The sequence below is a fragment of the Lactococcus sp. S64 genome, assembly GCF_016516525.1.
Taxonomy (GTDB): Bacteria; Bacillota; Bacilli; order Lactobacillales; family Streptococcaceae; genus Lactococcus; species Lactococcus lactis.
The window spans coordinates 24,031-42,398 of record NZ_JACVUQ010000001.1; the positions used below are offsets into that span (position 1 = coordinate 24,031).

Sequence of the window (18,368 nt, forward strand, 5' to 3'; positions counted from 1 at the left end):
GACAGGATTTGATTATGAGTGTAAGAAAAGCAGTAAGAAAAGTATTACCTAAAGAATTTAGACAGAAATTAAAAGAACAGTTCAAAATTAAGACTGAGGCTGACGAAGAAAAAACTACTAGAACCAAAGCAAAAACAAGTGCAATTAAATCGGAAACGGTTGCTGTTTTTTCAGATAATTTGAATGTCATTTTTGAAAATGAGAAATTTTCGGAAAATACAAAAATCTCTATAAGAAAAAGAGGAAAAGTAGAGCAAGAAATTATAGGTGGAAACTATTCTTCTTCAAAAATTATCATCCCAATAGAAACTTTTTTGGGTGAATTGCAAAAAATGGAAGAAAAAATTGAACGTTTTGATTTTTTTGCAGATTTCGGTAATGGTCATTGGATTCGTTTGAAATCTATGTTGCCTAAAGAGTCAAATCAGTTCGCTTATCAAAATGTTTCTGATGACAAAGTAGAATTAATAAAAATTTATACTACTCTTGATGGATATTATGCTTTAGTTTTTAATAAATTTGACGAAGGTTTAGTACTGTATGAAATTGATGAAGAACTAGAAATACTTAAATTAAAAAACTTTTCTAACAAAGAAGATAAAGAATTATTGACATCTAATGGTAAACTTCTTTTGAATAAAAATTCAAAAGAAGATTTATCACTCTCCATAAATGAAATTATCAATTATAAAAATCAACAAATAGACGAACTTCATTTTGCACTTTTGGAAGCAAAAACAGTGATTCCTTTAATAGGTTTGACAATCACTTTATCAAGTAATTTGATTCAAAATCTAGTAAAAGTGCAGGTAGTAACAGAAAAATTCCCAGTTATCGAAGCTATTAAACAAGAAAATAAAATTATTTTGAAGACTCAAAATATGATTATTGGTTGGAATAATTCTTTGAGTGTTGTTGCGAAACGATACAATAAAATTACAACACTTTCTGCATCAGTCAGTGAGAATACGATAACGCTTGAAAACAAAAATGAAGACTTAATCAAAGATTTTGCATCGACACTTTACATTTGCAGAAACTTAGAAGAAGACACATCTGTTTTATCTAAACTAGTCATTAACACTCCAAATGAAGAATCAGATATTCTTATCGCTCAGTTGGAAGATGATAAGTTCAACTTTTTGCAAAAAAATGGAAATTTTGATTGTCTTTTTGATAATGAAGATTCAAAAACTTTGCTTTTGTCTAATCCTGCATTTGAGGTAACGGCTGTTTACCTTAGATATATAGAACGTCCTGTTTTTAAGAAAATTGAAATTAATAAAATTGGTGACTATCACATTGAATCAGAGTCTTTAAAAAACAAAGAATTTTTGAAAAATTTTATTGGGCTTCATATTGTCTATCAAGTGAGTGATAAATTTTATTATACATATAAAAAGATCTCAGATCTAATTGTACAGGATGAATTGGAGGCGTTATAATGGAAGAAAAAAAATTAGCAATTATCGTTCCAATCTATAATGTAGCGGATTATTTAAAAGATTGTTTGAATAGCTTACTTAAACAAGGGGTTCCAGAGAAAGAGCTTCAAATCATTTTAGTTGATGATGGGTCAACGGACAATAGCGCTCAAATTGCTCAAAAATTTGTTGAAAAATATCCTAATTTCTTCGAATTACATCAGTTTGAAAATGCGGGACTAGGGGCTGCGCGTAATAGAGGGACAAGATTAGCTCGCGCAAGGTTTATCACATATGTTGATTCAGATGATATAGTTGCTCCGAACAGTTACGAATATATGCTCGGTATATTAGAAAGAACAGGAAGTCAAATTATAACCGGAAATGTACACCGTTTTAACTCGAAAAAGGAATGGCTTAATAATATTCATGCCAGGAGTCATTTGGGAGACTTCGAAAACACGAGCTTAAAAGAACATCCTGAATTAATCTGGGACTCAACTTCATGGAATAAAATTTTCTGTTTAGACTTTTTGAAAGAAAATAATTTATATTTTCCAGAAGGAGTTTTATATGAAGATATTCCTATGATAAATCCTGCATTTGCAGCTGCTAAAAGTATTGATATTGTTAAAAGAATGGTTTATTTGTGGCGAGCAAGAGAAGGATCTATTACAGAATCTTCGACAGATGCAAAAGCTGTGCTAGACCGTATCACGATAACTGAAATCGCCTTAGCTGGACTAAAAAAATATAATGCTCCAAATGAAATATTAGATATACTGTATTTGAAATCTCTAAATTTGGGGATAATATCAATGTTAAGAAAAGAAAAGTATGAGTATATATCGCTTGAAAGAAAGCAAGAATTATTTAATTCCTTAAAGGAATATCTTGAAAAATTTCCTTCTGATACATTATATCAAGCAAAGTTTGATAAACTCATCTATTTTGATAAAGTTCTGAAAGCCAAAACTCAAGAAGAATTTGATGAAATAACTTCTAAATATCTAAAAAATGAAATCGGCTTTTCTGGATACTGGAATGATGCTGGACAGTATGTTTTGAAAAGTGATTATTCAGATTTAGAAAAAATTGTGACATCAGATGATTTAGAAATTCATCCAAAAATAGAAGAAGTTGTATTTGAAGATGATTCATTAAAGATTCAAGGATATTTCTATGCAAAATACTCAGATATGTCTGCACCTGAAAACGTAAAAATATTAGGAATTTCTGCTTTATCAGATGATGGAAACACTATTAATGAGATTGTAGGAGAGAAAAGGAATTTTGAAAATCAAAGAATCACTGCAAAATTTGGTTATAATCTCAATCATTTTGTAAAAGACGGTGCTGATTTCAACTATGATTATTCTGGATATGAGCTAAAAATTCCACTTAATCATTTAGAGTTTGAAACAACTAATTCCCTTGCTTTTGTATTGGAAGTAGAGATAGATGGTTTGAAATTTGAAGTACCTATCAAAAATCCGATTTCAGGTGATAAGCCGCGTCCTAAAGTTGGATTATCGAATGCACAAGTATTTTCGGTTTCCTATAAAACCGATTGGAGTTTGGTTCTTTCGTTAAAAGAGAGAAGTGTAGAAGAACTTTATTTTTCAGAAGATGGTAAAGAGCTACGGATAAAAGGAAATGCCACTAAAATTGCTTTGAAATCTGGAAAAACAAAATTACCTTTAAAACTTGTTGGTGGACGGGTGATGATTTCACAAGCGGTTCAAGAAAAGATTAAATCGTTTGATAAATCTGTATTTCATTGGTGGCAATTTATTACTTACGTTAATGGAAAAGAAAAGTCAATTTATTATTCTGGTTTTCCTAAAAATTTCCAAAATGATAGTAATTTAGAAATCCTATTTTCGAACAATGGGGTAGCGACTCTTGGTATTTCTTATCTCTATCCACTTATAGAAAAACTACAAGTTGAAGAAAATGTTTTAAAATTAGCTTTTAGTCTCAAAGGTTGGATGGCAGAAGCTGCAAAGGTACAGATAGTTGCAGATCCTACTTTGTCAATCATTTGGGAAACAGAGAAGATAAATGAAAACTTGTATCAACTTTCCTTACCTTTGACATTAGATGGTTTTTCAGATAAAGAATGGCTTAATTTTCACGTGCGTCTTACTTTTAATGACGGTTATCAGACAAATGAGCTGTTACGTTGGGGAAAAAAAGAGTTTGCATTGAAAAATGAATGGGTGTCAGCGAATGGTATTGGTTGGTTTTTCCGCTCTGTTGAAAAAATGAAACATGGTGGCTTTGCATTGTTACGCACCTCCGATCAACTTTCAAAAACTATGCAAATTGGTGGATTAGATGAATTTCTGCAAATTGACTATCAAAGGTGGCAAAAAGAACCAATATTAGAGGATGTAGTAATTTGGTCAGCTTATTGGGGAAGAGATAATAAGTTTGGTGGGAATCCACGGGCCCTTTATGATTATGTCGTTGAACACTATCCTAATTTAAAACATATCATTGTAATAAAAAATGCGATTCGAAGTTATCCCGAATTTAAAAATACAAAAGTAATCTCTTTTGGAACAAAAGACTACTGGTATTATCTAGCTAAAGCAAAATATTTTGTTAATGATGTAAATTTTACAGAGAGTCAACGTCAAAAAAGAGAAGAGCAAGTTGAAATTCAAACAATGCACGGAACACCTTTAAAAACATTGGGATTTGATGTTTTGGAGGAGTGGAAAGATGCTACTTACAATAATTATCATCGTAGATTTAAAAACTACGATTACTTGGTTGTTCCAAGTGATTGGGTGGCAAATTATGCTAAAGAGGCGTTCAGAATTTCTCCAAAACTCCTTCCTACAGGATATCCAAGAAATGACGTTTTCTTTAATAAATTTTCTTCAGAAGAAAATAATAATCGGAAGAAGCGATTGAAAATTTCTTTGGAGAAAAAGATTGTGTTATTTACGCCCACTTGGCGAGAAAAAGATAATAAAAATGCTACCAATATATCTAAATTATTAGATGTTGATTCATTGTATAAAAATTTATCTGATGATACTTTAGTGATAATAAAAAATCATCCTTTTGAACAATTAAATGGAATTGCATCAAAATATTCAAATAAAATTATTTTTGCTCCTGATGATGCTCAAATAGAAGAATTATATCTTGTAAGTGATGCGGTAATTACTGACTACTCATCAGTAATGTTTGATTATTGTTTATTGAATAAGCCTATGATTTTTTGGGCTCCTGATTATGAAGAGTATGTAGAAAATCGTGGGATAAATTTTGATTTGAGCACGGAAGCACCCGGACCTTTTATTAAGGAACAAAAAGATTTGGAAAACTGGTTGAGTCATTTAGAAGAAATTCCTGTAGAATTTGAAGATAAAATATCACAATTTAAGGAAAAATTTGCCCAATATGACCAAGGAAATGCAAGTGAGCAAATATCTAAAGTAATTTGGGGAGAAGTAGAATGATGAATACTGATTATTTTGTAGAGATGGTGGAAAAGGATATAGAAAACTTATTATCCATGCCATTATGGGAAGATGTAGATTTTGTGAAAAGATTTTTTAAACAAAAACAAGGTAATGATGTCAGTTTTTATAAACGAGTTATTCTGCAAAGTAAAGAGCAAAGAGAACATTGGGGAAAAGTAGCAATGTTTGTCTATAGGTTTGGAAGGTTTATAAAATATCACTGTGATTCAGAGTTTTGGATGAAAGTTTACACAGATATGAATCAACAAATACTCGAAGGAAAGTTAGGAGTTTTATTACCAATTCAAGCACAAATTGGGTTTGGGACAACGATTACTCATCCTCATGGTGTTGTTATTCATCCTAAAGCGAAAATTGGAAAAAAATGTAAAATTCGACAATTCACGACGATAGGCACATCAAAATCTTCAGCACCATTCGATGCTATTCCTGAAATTGGCGATAATGTTTTTATTGGAAGTAATGCAAATATTTTTGGAAATATCACAATAGGTTCTAATTCTGTCATCGGTGGTGGAGCAGTCGTGACAAAGTCGTTCCCAGAAAATAGTAAACTGGTTGGGAATCCAGCGAAAAATTTGAATAAAATTAATGTAAAAAGCAAGATTTTTGCACACAGAGGAGCGAAAAGTTTTGCTCCAGAAAATACACTTAGTGCGTTTAAAAAAGCGGTTGAGTCTGGTGCCGATGGTATTGAACTAGATGTTCATTTATCACAAGATGGCTTTATTGTTGTGATGCATGATGAAAATGTTGATCGTACAACAAATGGTAAAGGCGAAATAAAAGAATTATCGTTAGCCGAGATTAAGAAGTTAGATGCTGGAAGTTGGTTTGATGAGAAGTTCAAAGATGAAAAAGTTCCTACTTTAGAAGAAGTTTTAGAAACTCTCCATGAATTAAAATTTACTGGAGAGCTCAATGTTGAGTTAAAAACGGATAAAAATAATTATGAAGGGATTGAAGAAAAAGTAAGCGGACTTTTGCGTTCTGTTAAATGGACATTTACATATATTTATTCTTCATTTAGCTTTAGTAGTCTTGAAAAAATGCATTCGGTAGAACCAAGTGCAGAGTATGCTTATATCATGGAAAATGATACAGAAAAAATGCTCCAAGCAGAAAAAACACCCTTTATTTCGGGTATTCATCCCAATGTATCGTGGTTTTTAAAAAATGCTGAGATTATAGAAAAGTCAACCAAAAAATTTAGAGTGTGGCGAACGGAAGATGATCAAACACTTTTTAAGTTATTCAAAGAAAATCCAGAGGGCATTTTTACAAATGACACTAAAAAAGCGATAGAACTAAAAAAAAGAATGTAGATTGAGTGGATGAAAAATATTTTAGATAAATTTTCTCCTAGGCACTATTATGCGGAAAATTATGAAAAAACTGAAATTGAAAAAAATGTAATCCTTTATGAAAGCAGAGATGGAGGGGCGATTACAGATTCTCCTCTGGCGCTTTTCTTATCACTTGCTAATAACAAAGACTATGCTAATTTTCAACATGTTTGGGTTGTTAAGGATAAATTGTCCAGTTTGAATCTAATCAATGTTCCAGAAAGTCTAAAATCAACAATAACTTTTGTGGCACGGAATTCTAAAGAGTATGTTGACTATATGCTCACTGCCAAATATTTAATTACAAATTCAACTTTTCAATCATGGTTTTCTAAGAAGGAAGAACAAGTTTATATCAATACGTGGCACGGTACTCCTTTGAAAGCGATGGGATTTGATATTGAAAATCAGTTAGGGAATACTCAAAATGTCTTAAGAAATCTTTTAATGACTGACTATTTTCTTTCTCCAAATACGCATACAACTGAAATTTTTGCAGGTTCTGGTTATAAGATGCGAGGAATTTACAAGGGAGAGATTGTAGAGTCAGGTTATCCAAGAATTGATTTGACTAAAGAAATTCCAAGTGATGATGCCAAAAAGTTATTAAAAGAACTAAGAATTGAGTTGGACTCAAATCTTCCAGTGGTTGTTTATATGCCAACATGGCGAGGAAATGATACACAAAATCCATCTGATTCAATTGCTCAAGTTATTGCTGAATTAAAGTATTTAAGAAAAGAATTTTTGGGTAAGTATAACATTATCTTAAAAGTCCATCCTTATCTTTATAAAAAAGCTAAAAATTATAAGGAATTGAGTGGAATCTTAATTGATGATGCAATGGATGCTAATCTTGTATTAGCTGCAACGGATATTTTAATTACAGATTTTTCATCGGTTTTTTTTGATTATCTAGTTACTGATAAGCCAATAATTTTCTATGCTTGGGATCAGGATATATATTCAGAAGATAGAGGAATGTATCTTGACATGGCTGAACTACCAGGGCCTATTTTAAAGACTGTCATTGAAATTGCTGATTATTTGTCTGATATTGACCAACTTTCTCAAGATTATCTTGGTAAGTATCTACGAGCGAAAGAAAAGTACGTTCCTTATGATGATGGGAATGTTTCTGAGAGAATTGTAGATTATATATTTAAAAAAGAGAAGTCAAGTCAGTTAGTTGTTAAAAAAATTGATTCTGAGAAAGAAAAATTATTATTTTATCCTGGAAATTTGGATAATAATGGGATTACTCAATCATTTATCAATCTAACAAATGCTCTTGATTATCAAAAATATGATGTGACTGTATTTACAAATACTCCTAAATCTCATTTTTTTCACAATTATCAAAAATTAAATAAAAATATTAGACTAATTTTTAGAACTGGTTCCCCAAACTTTAGTGAAAAAGAGCAGATGTTACATGATAAAATAAATAAATCTGGGCATATCACTAGTCTTCCCGAGGTTGCCTTTAAACGTGAGGCTCATCGATTATTTTCTGGATTGTCCTTTGATAAGGCGATTGATTTTTCCGGTTATAGTTTTTATTGGAGTAAGTTTGTAGCTTTTTCGGATTCTAGAGTCAAGATGATTTTTCAGCACAATGATTTATACGCTGAAATGACAAAAGAAATTGATGGAAAGTTTCCTCATAAAAAACTTACAGGAGTTTTTGAACTCTATCATTATTTTGATAAAGTGATAAGTGTTTCAAAAGCTTTAATGACTATTAATTCTCATAAGTTATCAAAATATATTGAAGCAGAACAACTTGACTATCTGCCTAATTTGATTTTTTTAGGAAATGATTTTGTTAGCGAAAAAAAAGAGGAAGCTCTTTTTAATTTGAATGGTATTTATTCTTTCATAAATTCAGAGATTCGGATTTTTCAAAATCCAAAAGTTAATTCCGTATTTGAAGTTAAATCGTTTTCTAAAAATGAGATTGTAAAAGTTTTATCGACTAAAAAAGTTCAGGATATAATTTTTGTAAAGATTTTAGTTAACGATATCTACCTTGGCTGGGTTGAGTTTTCTGAACTTAAGTTTTCGGGTAACGAAACAAAAAAGGTAGTGAAAGTAAAAAAAGTCGCAAGCATTGTAAAGAAACAAAATTTCTTAATATATCAGAATATACCCAATTTTTTTCCTGGGGAAAAAGATGAAGCAGTTACGGAAACAAAATATGTCACTCAACAATACTGGTTTGTGAATAAAGTTTTGTTCACCAAACAAGGTAAGGTAGCTTATATCTCTAATGGATTGGGCATAAAAGGATGGGTGCGTTATGGTGCTTTAAATAGATTTCATAATCTTGCGAATAAACCATATCTAGCATTGGGATTTTTAATCCATAATCTTCGCAATAAATGTTTGACCTCAAGTAAAATTACATTTGAGAAGTATCAGTTTAAGTTAAGAAAAAATAGTACGAGTTACTATTCGAGACCTAAAGGTTTGAAGTTTAGTAAAAAGTTAGAAGCAGGTTTCTTAAATCAACTGCTAGATTATTCAACGGATGAACAACAGATGGTAAAAGGGACTTGGTGGGTAAAAACTTATAATAATGGTAAATTTGTGTGCTGGTTGAAACTAGCAGATATTGAGTTAATCGATGGTATAAGTTCGATAAATAAAAACGAAAACTCTTTTGATGATATAATCCAAAAAATTATGTCTGATAAAAAGGATAAAATCCCTCAATTCGTAAATGTTGCTCGACTTTCTCCTGAAAAAAATCAAAAAGTTTTAATAGAAGCTTTCGCAAAATTGAAGACTACAGGAGTGGAAGCTAAACTATATATTTTAGGTTCAGGAATATTAAAAGAAGAGTTAGAAACTAAAATCATTGAATTAAATTTAAGTGGTTCAGTTCAACTTTTAGGGCATATAGATAATATTAGAAACTTTCTGTCATTGATGGATTATTTTATATTTCCCTCTCTCTATGAAGGACAAGGAATGGCTTTGCTAGAAGCCATGTCTGTTGGACTTTTGCCAATTGTGAGCGATATTCCTACATCCAGAGAGATTGTGGCTGGAGGAAATTATGGGATTATTTCTGAAAGTAATGATGAACAAGGACTTGCATTAGCAATGATGAAGTCATTAAAAAAAGAAAAATTTTCTAGTTTTGACTTGGAATCTTATAATAAAAATGTGATAAATAGGATTAAGTTGATTTTATAGATTATGCACTACATTCGTAGGGCGTTAGCTTTAAATAGAAAGTCAAAAATGAGGAGAAAAAAAGTAACATATTTCTTAATTGCTTTAATTTTAATCATTACTGTTGGGATAATCTTTAAATCAAAAGCCGTTAATAATAGTTCGGATTATAAAATAACAAATACTGCTGAATTGGAAAAAGTCTTAAAGTCCCATCGTAATAATTTGGGGGGCCTTACACTTACGATTGATAATCCATCTTCAATTGTGTTTCCTCAAAAGGTGTATAAAATAACGGAAGGCAATTTAGTTATTAATCTAGTAGGGTCTAGTGGGGCTGATATTGATTTTAATAATTCAACATTTTATATTGGAATTACTGGGAATTATTTGATTCAAATGATTTGTGGAGGAGAAAGTTCAAATTATGAAACTATAAAAAATGCTTCTTTTTATGGTAGTGCTTCAAATACAGAAGAAGGTAAAGGACGTTTTGGGCTGAATGCTTTAAAAGCTCATAATGTTCATTTTGAACATTTAAGTTTTTATGATGCACAAAGTATGGGATATCATTTATTTGATTTAGCAGCTGTAGATAATTTTATTTTTAACGATTTAGAAGTACGGGGATTTGGAAAGGCAGGCTTATCTTCTTTAGACAGAGACCGATTATATAAAAGCAATCCACACGCTCTTTATTCGGAAGCAATACAAGTTGATTCGGCTTATGAAGGATGCTTTGGAACTTATGGATTTTCAGATTCAACTAATATTATTTTTAACAAAGAGAAAAAGGGTTTGCCTAAAAATGCAGACAGTAAAGCCAAAATATCAACTAATATAACATTAAAAAACTCCTATTTTGGGCCTTATACTGGTGTAATAGGTCAGGGGAAAATTGATAATGAACGATATATGGCACGACAATATTTTTCGGCTACAGCTATCGGTTCTCACAGTGGGACAGGAACACCTAAAGTAACAATTATGGACAATACTTTTGAAAACACGATATATTCAGAATTGACAACCACTGATAGTCGTTTATACCCTATTCATTTTAGAAATCCTAAACTTGATTTTATTTACCAAAGTAAAAATAATTTTATCAATCAACATGGAAATTCTAAAAAAAATGGGTATCTTTTGAATAGTCGATATGTTGCTTGGTATAAAAACTAGTAATTAAGGGAGAAAAAATGGATAAAGAAAAAGTTGTTTTAGTTGCAGGGACGTTTGATATTTTACATGAGAGTCATGTTAATATGTTACGAAATGCGAAAAATTTGGGGAGTAAGTTGATTGTTATGCTTTCAACTGATGAGTTTAATGCTGGAAAAGGTAAACAAGCTTTTCAAGATTATGATACAAGAAAGTATGTTTTAGAATCAATTCGCTATGTGGATTTGGTTGTGCCAGAGCAATCTTGGGATGATAAGAGCCTTTATATTGATATGTTTGATGTTGATATTTTTGCGATGGGTGATGACTGGAAAGGGAAATTTGATTTTCTAAAAGAAGAATTTCCTAATTTAAAAATTATGTATTTTCCACGTGGTAAAGTTTCTTCTTCACATATAAAAAAGGAAATTGGAAAACTTTATTCAAAAAAGGAAAGCAGTGATAATACTACCAAATGAATAAGTGGTAAGAGCTAATTAATAGAAAATGAGTTTATGAGCGATTTAAGTCTGATTTTTTCTAAATTTTCTTTTTTAGGAAATCCAACTAAACTAATCAAAATATTTTTGCAACTTGAAAATTTGATAAAAAAACAAAAATCAAATTATCCTAAGCCAGATGTCAGTGATGTATTATACGTTAAAGTCGAAGATGATATCTATCGATTGCATAAGAAAAAGTTTATTAAAGAAGTGATTTTACCAAACGGAGCAAACGTGATTATTCTTTCAAAATTGGCGCTTGCCAATTCTTTAAAAATTGTAGATAAACCGGAAGATGGTGATCTTAATCAAATTTTAAAAGCTTTGCGTAAAGAAAAGGATTTGAAAAAATGTCAAGAAATTATTAATGAAATTTCAGATTCGTTTTTAACAAATTTATCAATTAAAGAGTTGATAAAAATTATTCGAAAACAAATGGGCTAAAATCATTTGAAAGGGGAAAAATGCTAAATTTATTAGTCAAAATGCGATTATTAATACTTAGAAAAATGTTATCTCTTTTCCTTTTGATTTTAGGGAAATTTGTAAAAACAGATGATAAATTGGTTATTTTCGCTTCTTTTAATGGAAAGGCTTATTCAGATAATCCAAGATATCTTTTTGAATATTTAAGAGATCATGAGGAATTTGCTAGTTATCATTTTGTCTGGGCTTTTAAAGTAAAACGGTCCGTTAATAGGGCTAAGGTAGTTAAATTTAACTCATTTAGTTATTATTATTTACTTTCCAAAGCAAAGTATTGGGTATTTAATTCAAAAATGGCTCCTTATTATCATAAAAAAGGGGAGCAGGTTTATTTACAAACTTGGCATGGAACGCCTTTGAAACGTTTGGGACATGATATTTTAGATAATGGTATTACTTATTATCGAAGTCGTTTATCTTATCAGCAGATGCTTAGGAGTTATGACGAGGATAGTAGGCATTGGGATTATTTGATTTCGCCTAATCCTTTTTCAAGTCAAGCTTTTACTAGCGCTTTTAATCTAGATAAAGGGAAACTATTGGAAGTTGGATATCCGAGGGTTGATTTTTTGGTTAATGCTGATTCTAATAAATGCATGGAACTGAAACGCCGATATGGTCTACCACTTGATAAAAAAGTTGTTCTCTATGCTCCAACTTGGCGTGATGATTCGTTTGGAATAAGAGGATATAGATTTGAATTGGCTGTTGATTTTTATAAGTGGAAGAATCAGTTAGGTGATGATACGGTTATTTTATTTAAACCACATTATTTGATTTTTAATGTTTATCAGGTTCCGAATGATTTGAGTGATTTTGTGTATCTTATGGCAGCAAGTGCGGATATTAATGATGCTTATTTAATGAGTGATGTTCTAATTACGGATTACTCTAGTGTATTTTTTGATTATGCGAATTTAAACCGTCCAATTTATTTTTATATGTATGACTTTGAACAATATGAGCAAGAATTAAGGGGATTCTACTTAAATGTTCCTGATGAGTTGCCTAATGATGTTATTAGAACAGAAAAAGAATTGTTGAGAAGAATTAAAGAAGATATCTTTGACTATGACCGTTTGCAGGTATTTAATCAAGTCTTTAATTCATGGAGTGATGGTAAAGTTAGTTCTAAAGTTGCTAAGAGGATTTTTTATGAAAACTAAATCAATTATTTTGACAATAATTCTTGGAATTTTTTATCCTTTTTCCCTCATTTTGAGGGTGAAGAAGAATCGGATTACTTTTATTTCTCTGGAACATGATAATTTATCAAAAGATTTTAAGTTGATTTATGATCGTTTGAAGAAAAAAGATCAATATGAATTGCGGACAGTTTTGTTCAAATTTGAATCATCACTTTGGGGAAATATAAAATATGGTTATGCTTGTATTCGCCAATTATTTTTGATTGAAAGTTCACGTTTAGTCATTATTGATTACAATAATTTTGTTGTTTCCAAGTTCCCACACCGTAAGAATGTTAAAGTTTTACAGTTGTGGCATGCGACAGGCGCTTTGAAAAAATTTGGAAATGATGTGGAGCGAGACTATATCGTTAATCATTATGACTATACGATTGTTAACTCTGATTTTTTAAAACCAATTTTTGCGCGTGCATTTAATGTCATAGAGGATCAGGTTTTTGTTACTGGAATTCCAAATAATGATAAGATTTTCGACCAAAATTTTGTTGACCTGACTTGTCAGAGATTGGTAGGAAAATATCCTCTTTTAAAAGGAAAGAAAATTATCACATATGCTCCAACATTTAGAGGACGGATTAGTACGCATTTTAAGGAAGCACTGATTGATTTAGAAAAGATTCATCAGGCAATTGGAAATGATTATATAGTCATTTATAAAAGCCACCCACTTATTCAGCATTCAAATTATGAAAAAAATGAACATGTTTTATATATTCAAGATGAGTTGATTTCCTCACTCTTTTGTGTGACAGATATTTTAGTGACAGATTATTCGGCAATTGCAATTGATTGGATGGTCTTTAATAAACCAATTATTGCTTATAGTCCTGATTTAATGACATATTCACATAAGCCTGGATTTACGATTGATTATGAAAATGAATTTCCAGGGCAAGTCACTAAAAATGAAGATGAGTTAATTAAAGCAATAATAGCTGTTAATGATGAAACAGAGAGTGATGATTTGAAACGGCAATTATTTACTGATAAAATGTATAAATTTAGAGATGGAAAATCAACGGACCGAGTCTTAGATTTGATTGAGTCAATTATGAGAGGTTAAGGAGAATAAAATGGTTAAATCCAGAGTGGCAGAAAATGGAAGGCAAATAAAACGTGGAAACAAAAAGAAGAAGAGAAAAGTTTTAAAAATATTTTTATTTGTACTTTTGTTTTTTATCATTATTTTAGGAGCTGTTGGTGGAAAAGTTTATTTTGATTTGAAAACAGCCGTAACGAAGGCTTATGTGAATCCGCCAACGCAAATGACCTCTATTTCCTTAAAAAAGAAAGAGCCATTTACGACGGCAATTCTTGGAATAAGTAAAATTGATGGGAAAGATGTATTGGTGTCGGCAAATTTGGCAGCAACAAACCCTCGTTTACAACAAACAACCGTTATCAATCTTTCTACAAGTGCCATACTTCCAGACAAACAAACCTTATTAACTCTCTATAATTCTAAGGGAGAAGCTGCGGTTATTAAAGAAATGGAAAAACTACTTCAGGTTAAAATTAATAAATTTGTAGGAATGAATTTAGATCAAATGGGAGAATTAGTTCAAGCGATTGGTGGCGTATCCATTCAAAATGCTAATGAATTTTCGGCACAAGGGTTTAAATTTCCTCAAGGAACAGTTGCTTTAAATAAAGCAGAGGAAGTGGCAGCATATTTTACTTTGTTAAATGCTGGAGATACTAAAAAAGCTTTTGCACGTCAGCAAGAAGTAGTGATGGCAGTCGTTAGCAAACTCAAAAGTCCACGTGTTTTAATTAGACATTATGGTCAAATTTTGACGGCATTCCCTAAGGTTTTTAAAACAAGTTTTAACTTTGGAAATGTTAAGGCTTTAGCATTAAATTATAATGGAGCAATAAGGATTAAAAAAATTAATGTCCGTAGTAGCAAAGTAGCAGGTCAGTCAGAAGTTACAGCAATTTCACAATCAAATCTTGATTTGGCAAAAATACAATTTCAAGAAAGTTTAAAATAAAAAGAAAAAAATCATTGGACAAACATCTAATGATTTTTTTATGACATCTATTTAGTAGAAAATGCAATTTTTGACAAAAAGAATGTATTTTTTTAACAGCTTTGACTGCCCTTTTTGGAAGAGTTTATGTATAATAGAATTAGTTAGTTTTGCTATTGATATAGCAGCAGAAATGGAGAGATATAATGCCTAAAAAATTTGGTCGTATTCATCTTGTTGTAATGGACTCTGTCGGAATTGGTGCTGCACCAGATGCTGACAAATTCTTTAATCATGACGTTGAAACGCATGAAGCAATTAATGATGTGAACTCAGACACGATTGGTCATATTTCAGAAATTCGTGGGCTTGATGTGCCTAACCTTCAAAAATTAGGTTGGGGAAATATCCCGCGCGAAAGTCCGCTCAAAACGGTTCCAAAAGCTGATAAACCAGCAGCATATGTCACTAAACTAGAAGAAATTTCAAAAGGTAAGGATACAATGACTGGGCACTGGGAAATTATGGGCTTAAATATTCAAACGCCATTCCCAACTTATCCAGAAGGTTATCCAGAGGATTTACTTGAAAAAATTGAAGAATTTTCTGGCCGTAAAATCATTCGTGAAGCAAATAAACCTTATTCTGGAACAGCAGTCATTGAAGATTTTGGTCCTCGTCAATTGGAAACTGGTGAGTTGATTATTTATACTTCAGCAGACCCTGTTTTGCAAATTGCGGCACATGAAGATGTCATTTCTCGTGAAGAACTTTATAAAATTTGTGAATATGTTCGTTCAATTACCCTTGAAGGGTCTGGAATCATGATTGGCCGAATCATCGCTCGCCCTTATGTTGGAGAAGCTGGAAACTTTGAACGGACTGATGGACGTCGTGACTATGCTTTGTCACCATTTGCTGAAACAGTTTTGGAAAAACTTTATAAGGCTGGAATTGATACTTATTCAGTTGGGAAGATTTCAGATATTTTCAACACAGTAGGTGTGAAATATGATATGGGGCATAATCATAACGATATGGACGGGGTTGACCGTCTGCTTAAAGCAATGACAAAAGCTGAGTTTACTGAAGGATTTTCTTTCACAAACTTAGTTGACTTCGATGCTAAATATGGACATCGTCGCGATGTTGAAGGTTACGGAAAAGCAATTGAAGACTTTGACGGTCGTTTGCCAGAAATCATTGATGCAATGAAAGAAGATGATTTGTTGATGATTACTGCTGACCACGGAAATGACCCTTCATACGTAGGAACTGACCATACTCGTGAATATATTCCACTCGTGATTTTCTCTAAATCATTGAAAGACCCTAAAGTTTTACCAGTGGGACATTTTGCTGATATTTCAGCAACTGTTGCCGAAAACTTCTCTGTTAAGAAGGCTCAAACTGGTGAATCATTCTTGGATGCTTTGGTTTAATAGGAAAAAATTTCTGTCAGTAAATTTTACTGACAGAGTTTAGAAAGAAATATTTATTAATGGCTAAGAAAGCATTTTGTCAATCTTGTGGAATGCCAATTGCTGATGATTCTTATAAGGGAACGCAAGCAAATGGAGAGTTTTCAACAGACTATTGTATCTATTGCTATATGCAAGGACGATTTGTCCAACCAAAACTTACTTTTGCTGAAATGGTTGAAATTGGGCGAAAAGGTTTAGATAATAATTCAATGCCCAAAATGCAAAAATGGCTTTTCAAAAAGCTTTATCCAATGCAACTCAAAGGTTTGAAACGCTGGAAAAATTAAGTTCTTAACTTACTGATAGAAATGCTGTCAGTAAATTTGATAATTATATTAAAAGAAAAGGAAATTAAAAATGCCAACACCACATATCGAAGCTCAAAAAGGCGAAATCGCAGATAAAATTCTCTTACCAGGAGATCCACTTCGCGCAAAATTTATCGCAGAAAACTTCCTTGAAGATGCTGTGCAATTTAACCAAGTTCGCGGAATGCTTGGCTTTACTGGAACTTACAAGGGCCATCGTGTTTCTGTTATGGGAACAGGAATGGGAATTCCTTCAATCTCAATCTATGCTAATGAATTAATTACAGAATACGGTGTAAAAAGATTAATTCGTGTTGGGACTGCTGGTTCTGTAAATGAAGATGTTCATATTCGTGACCTTGTCATTGGACAAGCAGCTGCGACAACTTCAGCGATTATCCGTAATGATTTCCCTGATTTTGATTTCCCACAAATTGCTGATTTTGATTTGCTTGATAAAGCTTATCATATTGCAAAAGACCTTGGAATTACAACTCACGTTGGAAATATTCTCAGCTCTGATTTGTTCTACGGTGGACCAGATGCAGTTAAAGTTGGAAAACTTGGTGTGAAGGCTGTTGAAATGGAAGCTGCTGGCCTTTATTACCTTGGGGCAAAATATAAAGTTCAAACTTTGGGAATTATGACAATTTCTGACCATATTTTGACTGGAGAATCAACAACTTCTGAAGAGCGTCAATTGACTTTCACAGATATGATGAAAGTTGGATTGGAAACTTTGATTTCTGAATAATTAGTTAAAGTTCTGTCTTAATGACAGGACTTTTTTATTTATTATCAATAAAAATGCATTTAATCATCTGTGCTTAAAAAATTTTGATATGATGGAATAAACTAGGAAATTAAATTTTCCTTCAAACAAAGGAGAAAAGATGACTTACGAAGATTTTATCAAAGAAGCAGGATTGGCAAGAGAAAATTTTAGATGGGCTTGGGCATTTTGTAATGAGGTTGATGGTCCAATAACTGAGCCAGAATTGGCTGATAAACTTTTAGATTTAGTATTAGAAGGAAAGAAAAGTGCGACGGCTAGCGCTGTAGCTGAATATGGTGAAGATGAACCATTCCCTTCAGTTGATGGAAAATTTGATATTTTACTAGATGGAAAAGGTCAACCAAGAGCTGCTATTACAACTTCTAAAGTTTATGTGCGAAATTTTTTTGATGTCAGCGCTGAACATGCTTTTAAAGAAGGGGAAGGGGATCAAAGTTTAGACTACTGGCGGAAAGTGCATCAAGACTTTTGGAGTGACTTAAAAGTATATAGTCCTAATATGGAAGTTCTTTGCGAAGAATTTGAAGTTCTTTACCAAAACTAAAAGTGGTAAATAAAAATTGTTGACTATTTTTTAAGTCATGCTATAATTATTTTAAAATTATGCTTTATGAAAAGAGGAATAAAATGGAAGAAATACTTATTGTGACTACAAATGAAGTGGCTGGTTATCGAATTACTGAAGTATATGGTGAAGTTTTCGGATTAACAACGCGTTCAAGAAATTTATTTTCAAGTGCCGGTCAACAGATGAAAACTGTTGTAGGTGGCGAAATAAATGGTTATACAAAACTTCAACATGAAACCCGTGAAACTTCGATTGATCGTATGAGAGAGGAAGCTAAAGCCAAAGGAGCAAATGCAATTGTTGCGATGCGTTTTGACTCATCGACTTTCCAAAATATTGATTCTGTCGCTGCTTATGGAACAGCTGTTAAAATTGAAAAAATCTAAAGACTAGCGAGAGCTGGTTTTTTTATTTCCGAACAATTT

15 protein-coding genes are annotated in these 18,368 nt (G+C 31.8%); all 15 read left to right on the forward strand.

Annotated elements, in window-relative coordinates:
- Positions 1 to 14: 14 nt before the first annotated feature.
- Positions 15 to 1,445 carry a hypothetical protein gene (locus IAE51_RS00125; protein ID WP_200094397.1) on the forward strand — a complete coding sequence of 477 codons (1,431 nt, stop codon included), beginning with the start codon at positions 15 to 17 and terminating at the stop codon, positions 1,443 to 1,445.
- The gene (locus IAE51_RS00130; protein WP_233611002.1) at positions 1,445 to 4,903 is read left to right on the forward strand and encodes a CDP-glycerol glycerophosphotransferase family protein; all 3,459 of its coding nucleotides are present in this window, start codon (positions 1,445 to 1,447) and stop codon (positions 4,901 to 4,903) included. The genes IAE51_RS00125 and IAE51_RS00130 overlap by 1 nt, the downstream gene beginning before the upstream one ends.
- Positions 4,900 to 6,252 (forward strand): glycerophosphodiester phosphodiesterase family protein, encoded by a 1,353-nt coding sequence (locus IAE51_RS00135; protein WP_200094400.1) that lies wholly within the window; start codon positions 4,900 to 4,902, stop codon positions 6,250 to 6,252. Before IAE51_RS00130 ends, IAE51_RS00135 begins: the two co-directional genes overlap by 4 nt.
- A gap of 9 nt (positions 6,253 to 6,261) precedes the next feature.
- Positions 6,262 to 9,477, forward strand: a complete 3,216-nt coding sequence (locus tag IAE51_RS00140) for a CDP-glycerol glycerophosphotransferase family protein (RefSeq protein WP_200094403.1) — start codon at positions 6,262 to 6,264, stop codon at positions 9,475 to 9,477.
- A gap of 48 nt (positions 9,478 to 9,525) precedes the next feature.
- Positions 9,526 to 10,638 (forward strand): hypothetical protein, encoded by a 1,113-nt coding sequence (locus IAE51_RS00145; RefSeq protein WP_233611003.1) that lies wholly within the window; start codon positions 9,526 to 9,528, stop codon positions 10,636 to 10,638.
- Between the two features lie 17 nt (positions 10,639 to 10,655).
- Complete coding sequence (gene tagD / locus IAE51_RS00150; RefSeq protein WP_098383748.1) at positions 10,656 to 11,096, forward strand: glycerol-3-phosphate cytidylyltransferase; 441 nt, start codon at positions 10,656 to 10,658, stop codon at positions 11,094 to 11,096.
- A 36-nt stretch (positions 11,097 to 11,132) separates the two neighbouring features.
- Entirely contained in the window at positions 11,133 to 11,564 is a 432-nt protein-coding gene (locus IAE51_RS00155; protein ID WP_021466628.1) for a hypothetical protein, read from the forward strand.
- Between the two features lie 20 nt (positions 11,565 to 11,584).
- Positions 11,585 to 12,772, forward strand: a complete 1,188-nt coding sequence (locus tag IAE51_RS00160) for a CDP-glycerol glycerophosphotransferase family protein (protein WP_200094405.1) — start codon at positions 11,585 to 11,587, stop codon at positions 12,770 to 12,772.
- The gene (locus IAE51_RS00165; RefSeq protein ID WP_058206756.1) at positions 12,762 to 13,877 is read left to right on the forward strand and encodes a CDP-glycerol glycerophosphotransferase family protein; all 1,116 of its coding nucleotides are present in this window, start codon (positions 12,762 to 12,764) and stop codon (positions 13,875 to 13,877) included. The genes IAE51_RS00160 and IAE51_RS00165 overlap by 11 nt, the downstream gene beginning before the upstream one ends.
- 10 nt (positions 13,878 to 13,887) lie before the next feature.
- Positions 13,888 to 14,808 (forward strand): LCP family protein, encoded by a 921-nt coding sequence (locus IAE51_RS00170; RefSeq protein ID WP_200094407.1) that lies wholly within the window; start codon positions 13,888 to 13,890, stop codon positions 14,806 to 14,808.
- Positions 14,809 to 14,993: 185 nt separating this feature from the next.
- Complete coding sequence (locus IAE51_RS00175) at positions 14,994 to 16,229, forward strand: phosphopentomutase (RefSeq protein ID WP_004255006.1); 1,236 nt, start codon at positions 14,994 to 14,996, stop codon at positions 16,227 to 16,229.
- Between the two features lie 59 nt (positions 16,230 to 16,288).
- Positions 16,289 to 16,558 carry a zinc ribbon domain-containing protein gene (locus tag IAE51_RS00180; RefSeq protein WP_200094409.1) on the forward strand — a complete coding sequence of 90 codons (270 nt, stop codon included), beginning with the start codon at positions 16,289 to 16,291 and terminating at the stop codon, positions 16,556 to 16,558.
- A 70-nt stretch (positions 16,559 to 16,628) separates the two neighbouring features.
- Complete coding sequence (gene deoD / locus IAE51_RS00185; RefSeq protein WP_004255010.1) at positions 16,629 to 17,333, forward strand: purine-nucleoside phosphorylase; 705 nt, start codon at positions 16,629 to 16,631, stop codon at positions 17,331 to 17,333.
- A 139-nt stretch (positions 17,334 to 17,472) separates the two neighbouring features.
- Positions 17,473 to 17,919 carry an ASCH domain-containing protein gene (locus tag IAE51_RS00190; RefSeq protein WP_004255012.1) on the forward strand — a complete coding sequence of 149 codons (447 nt, stop codon included), beginning with the start codon at positions 17,473 to 17,475 and terminating at the stop codon, positions 17,917 to 17,919.
- Positions 17,920 to 18,002: 83 nt separating this feature from the next.
- A complete protein-coding gene (locus IAE51_RS00195; RefSeq protein ID WP_010905638.1) occupies positions 18,003 to 18,329 on the forward strand; it encodes a heavy metal-binding domain-containing protein in 327 nt (108 codons plus the stop codon).
- The last annotated feature ends 39 nt before the right edge of the window (positions 18,330 to 18,368 follow it).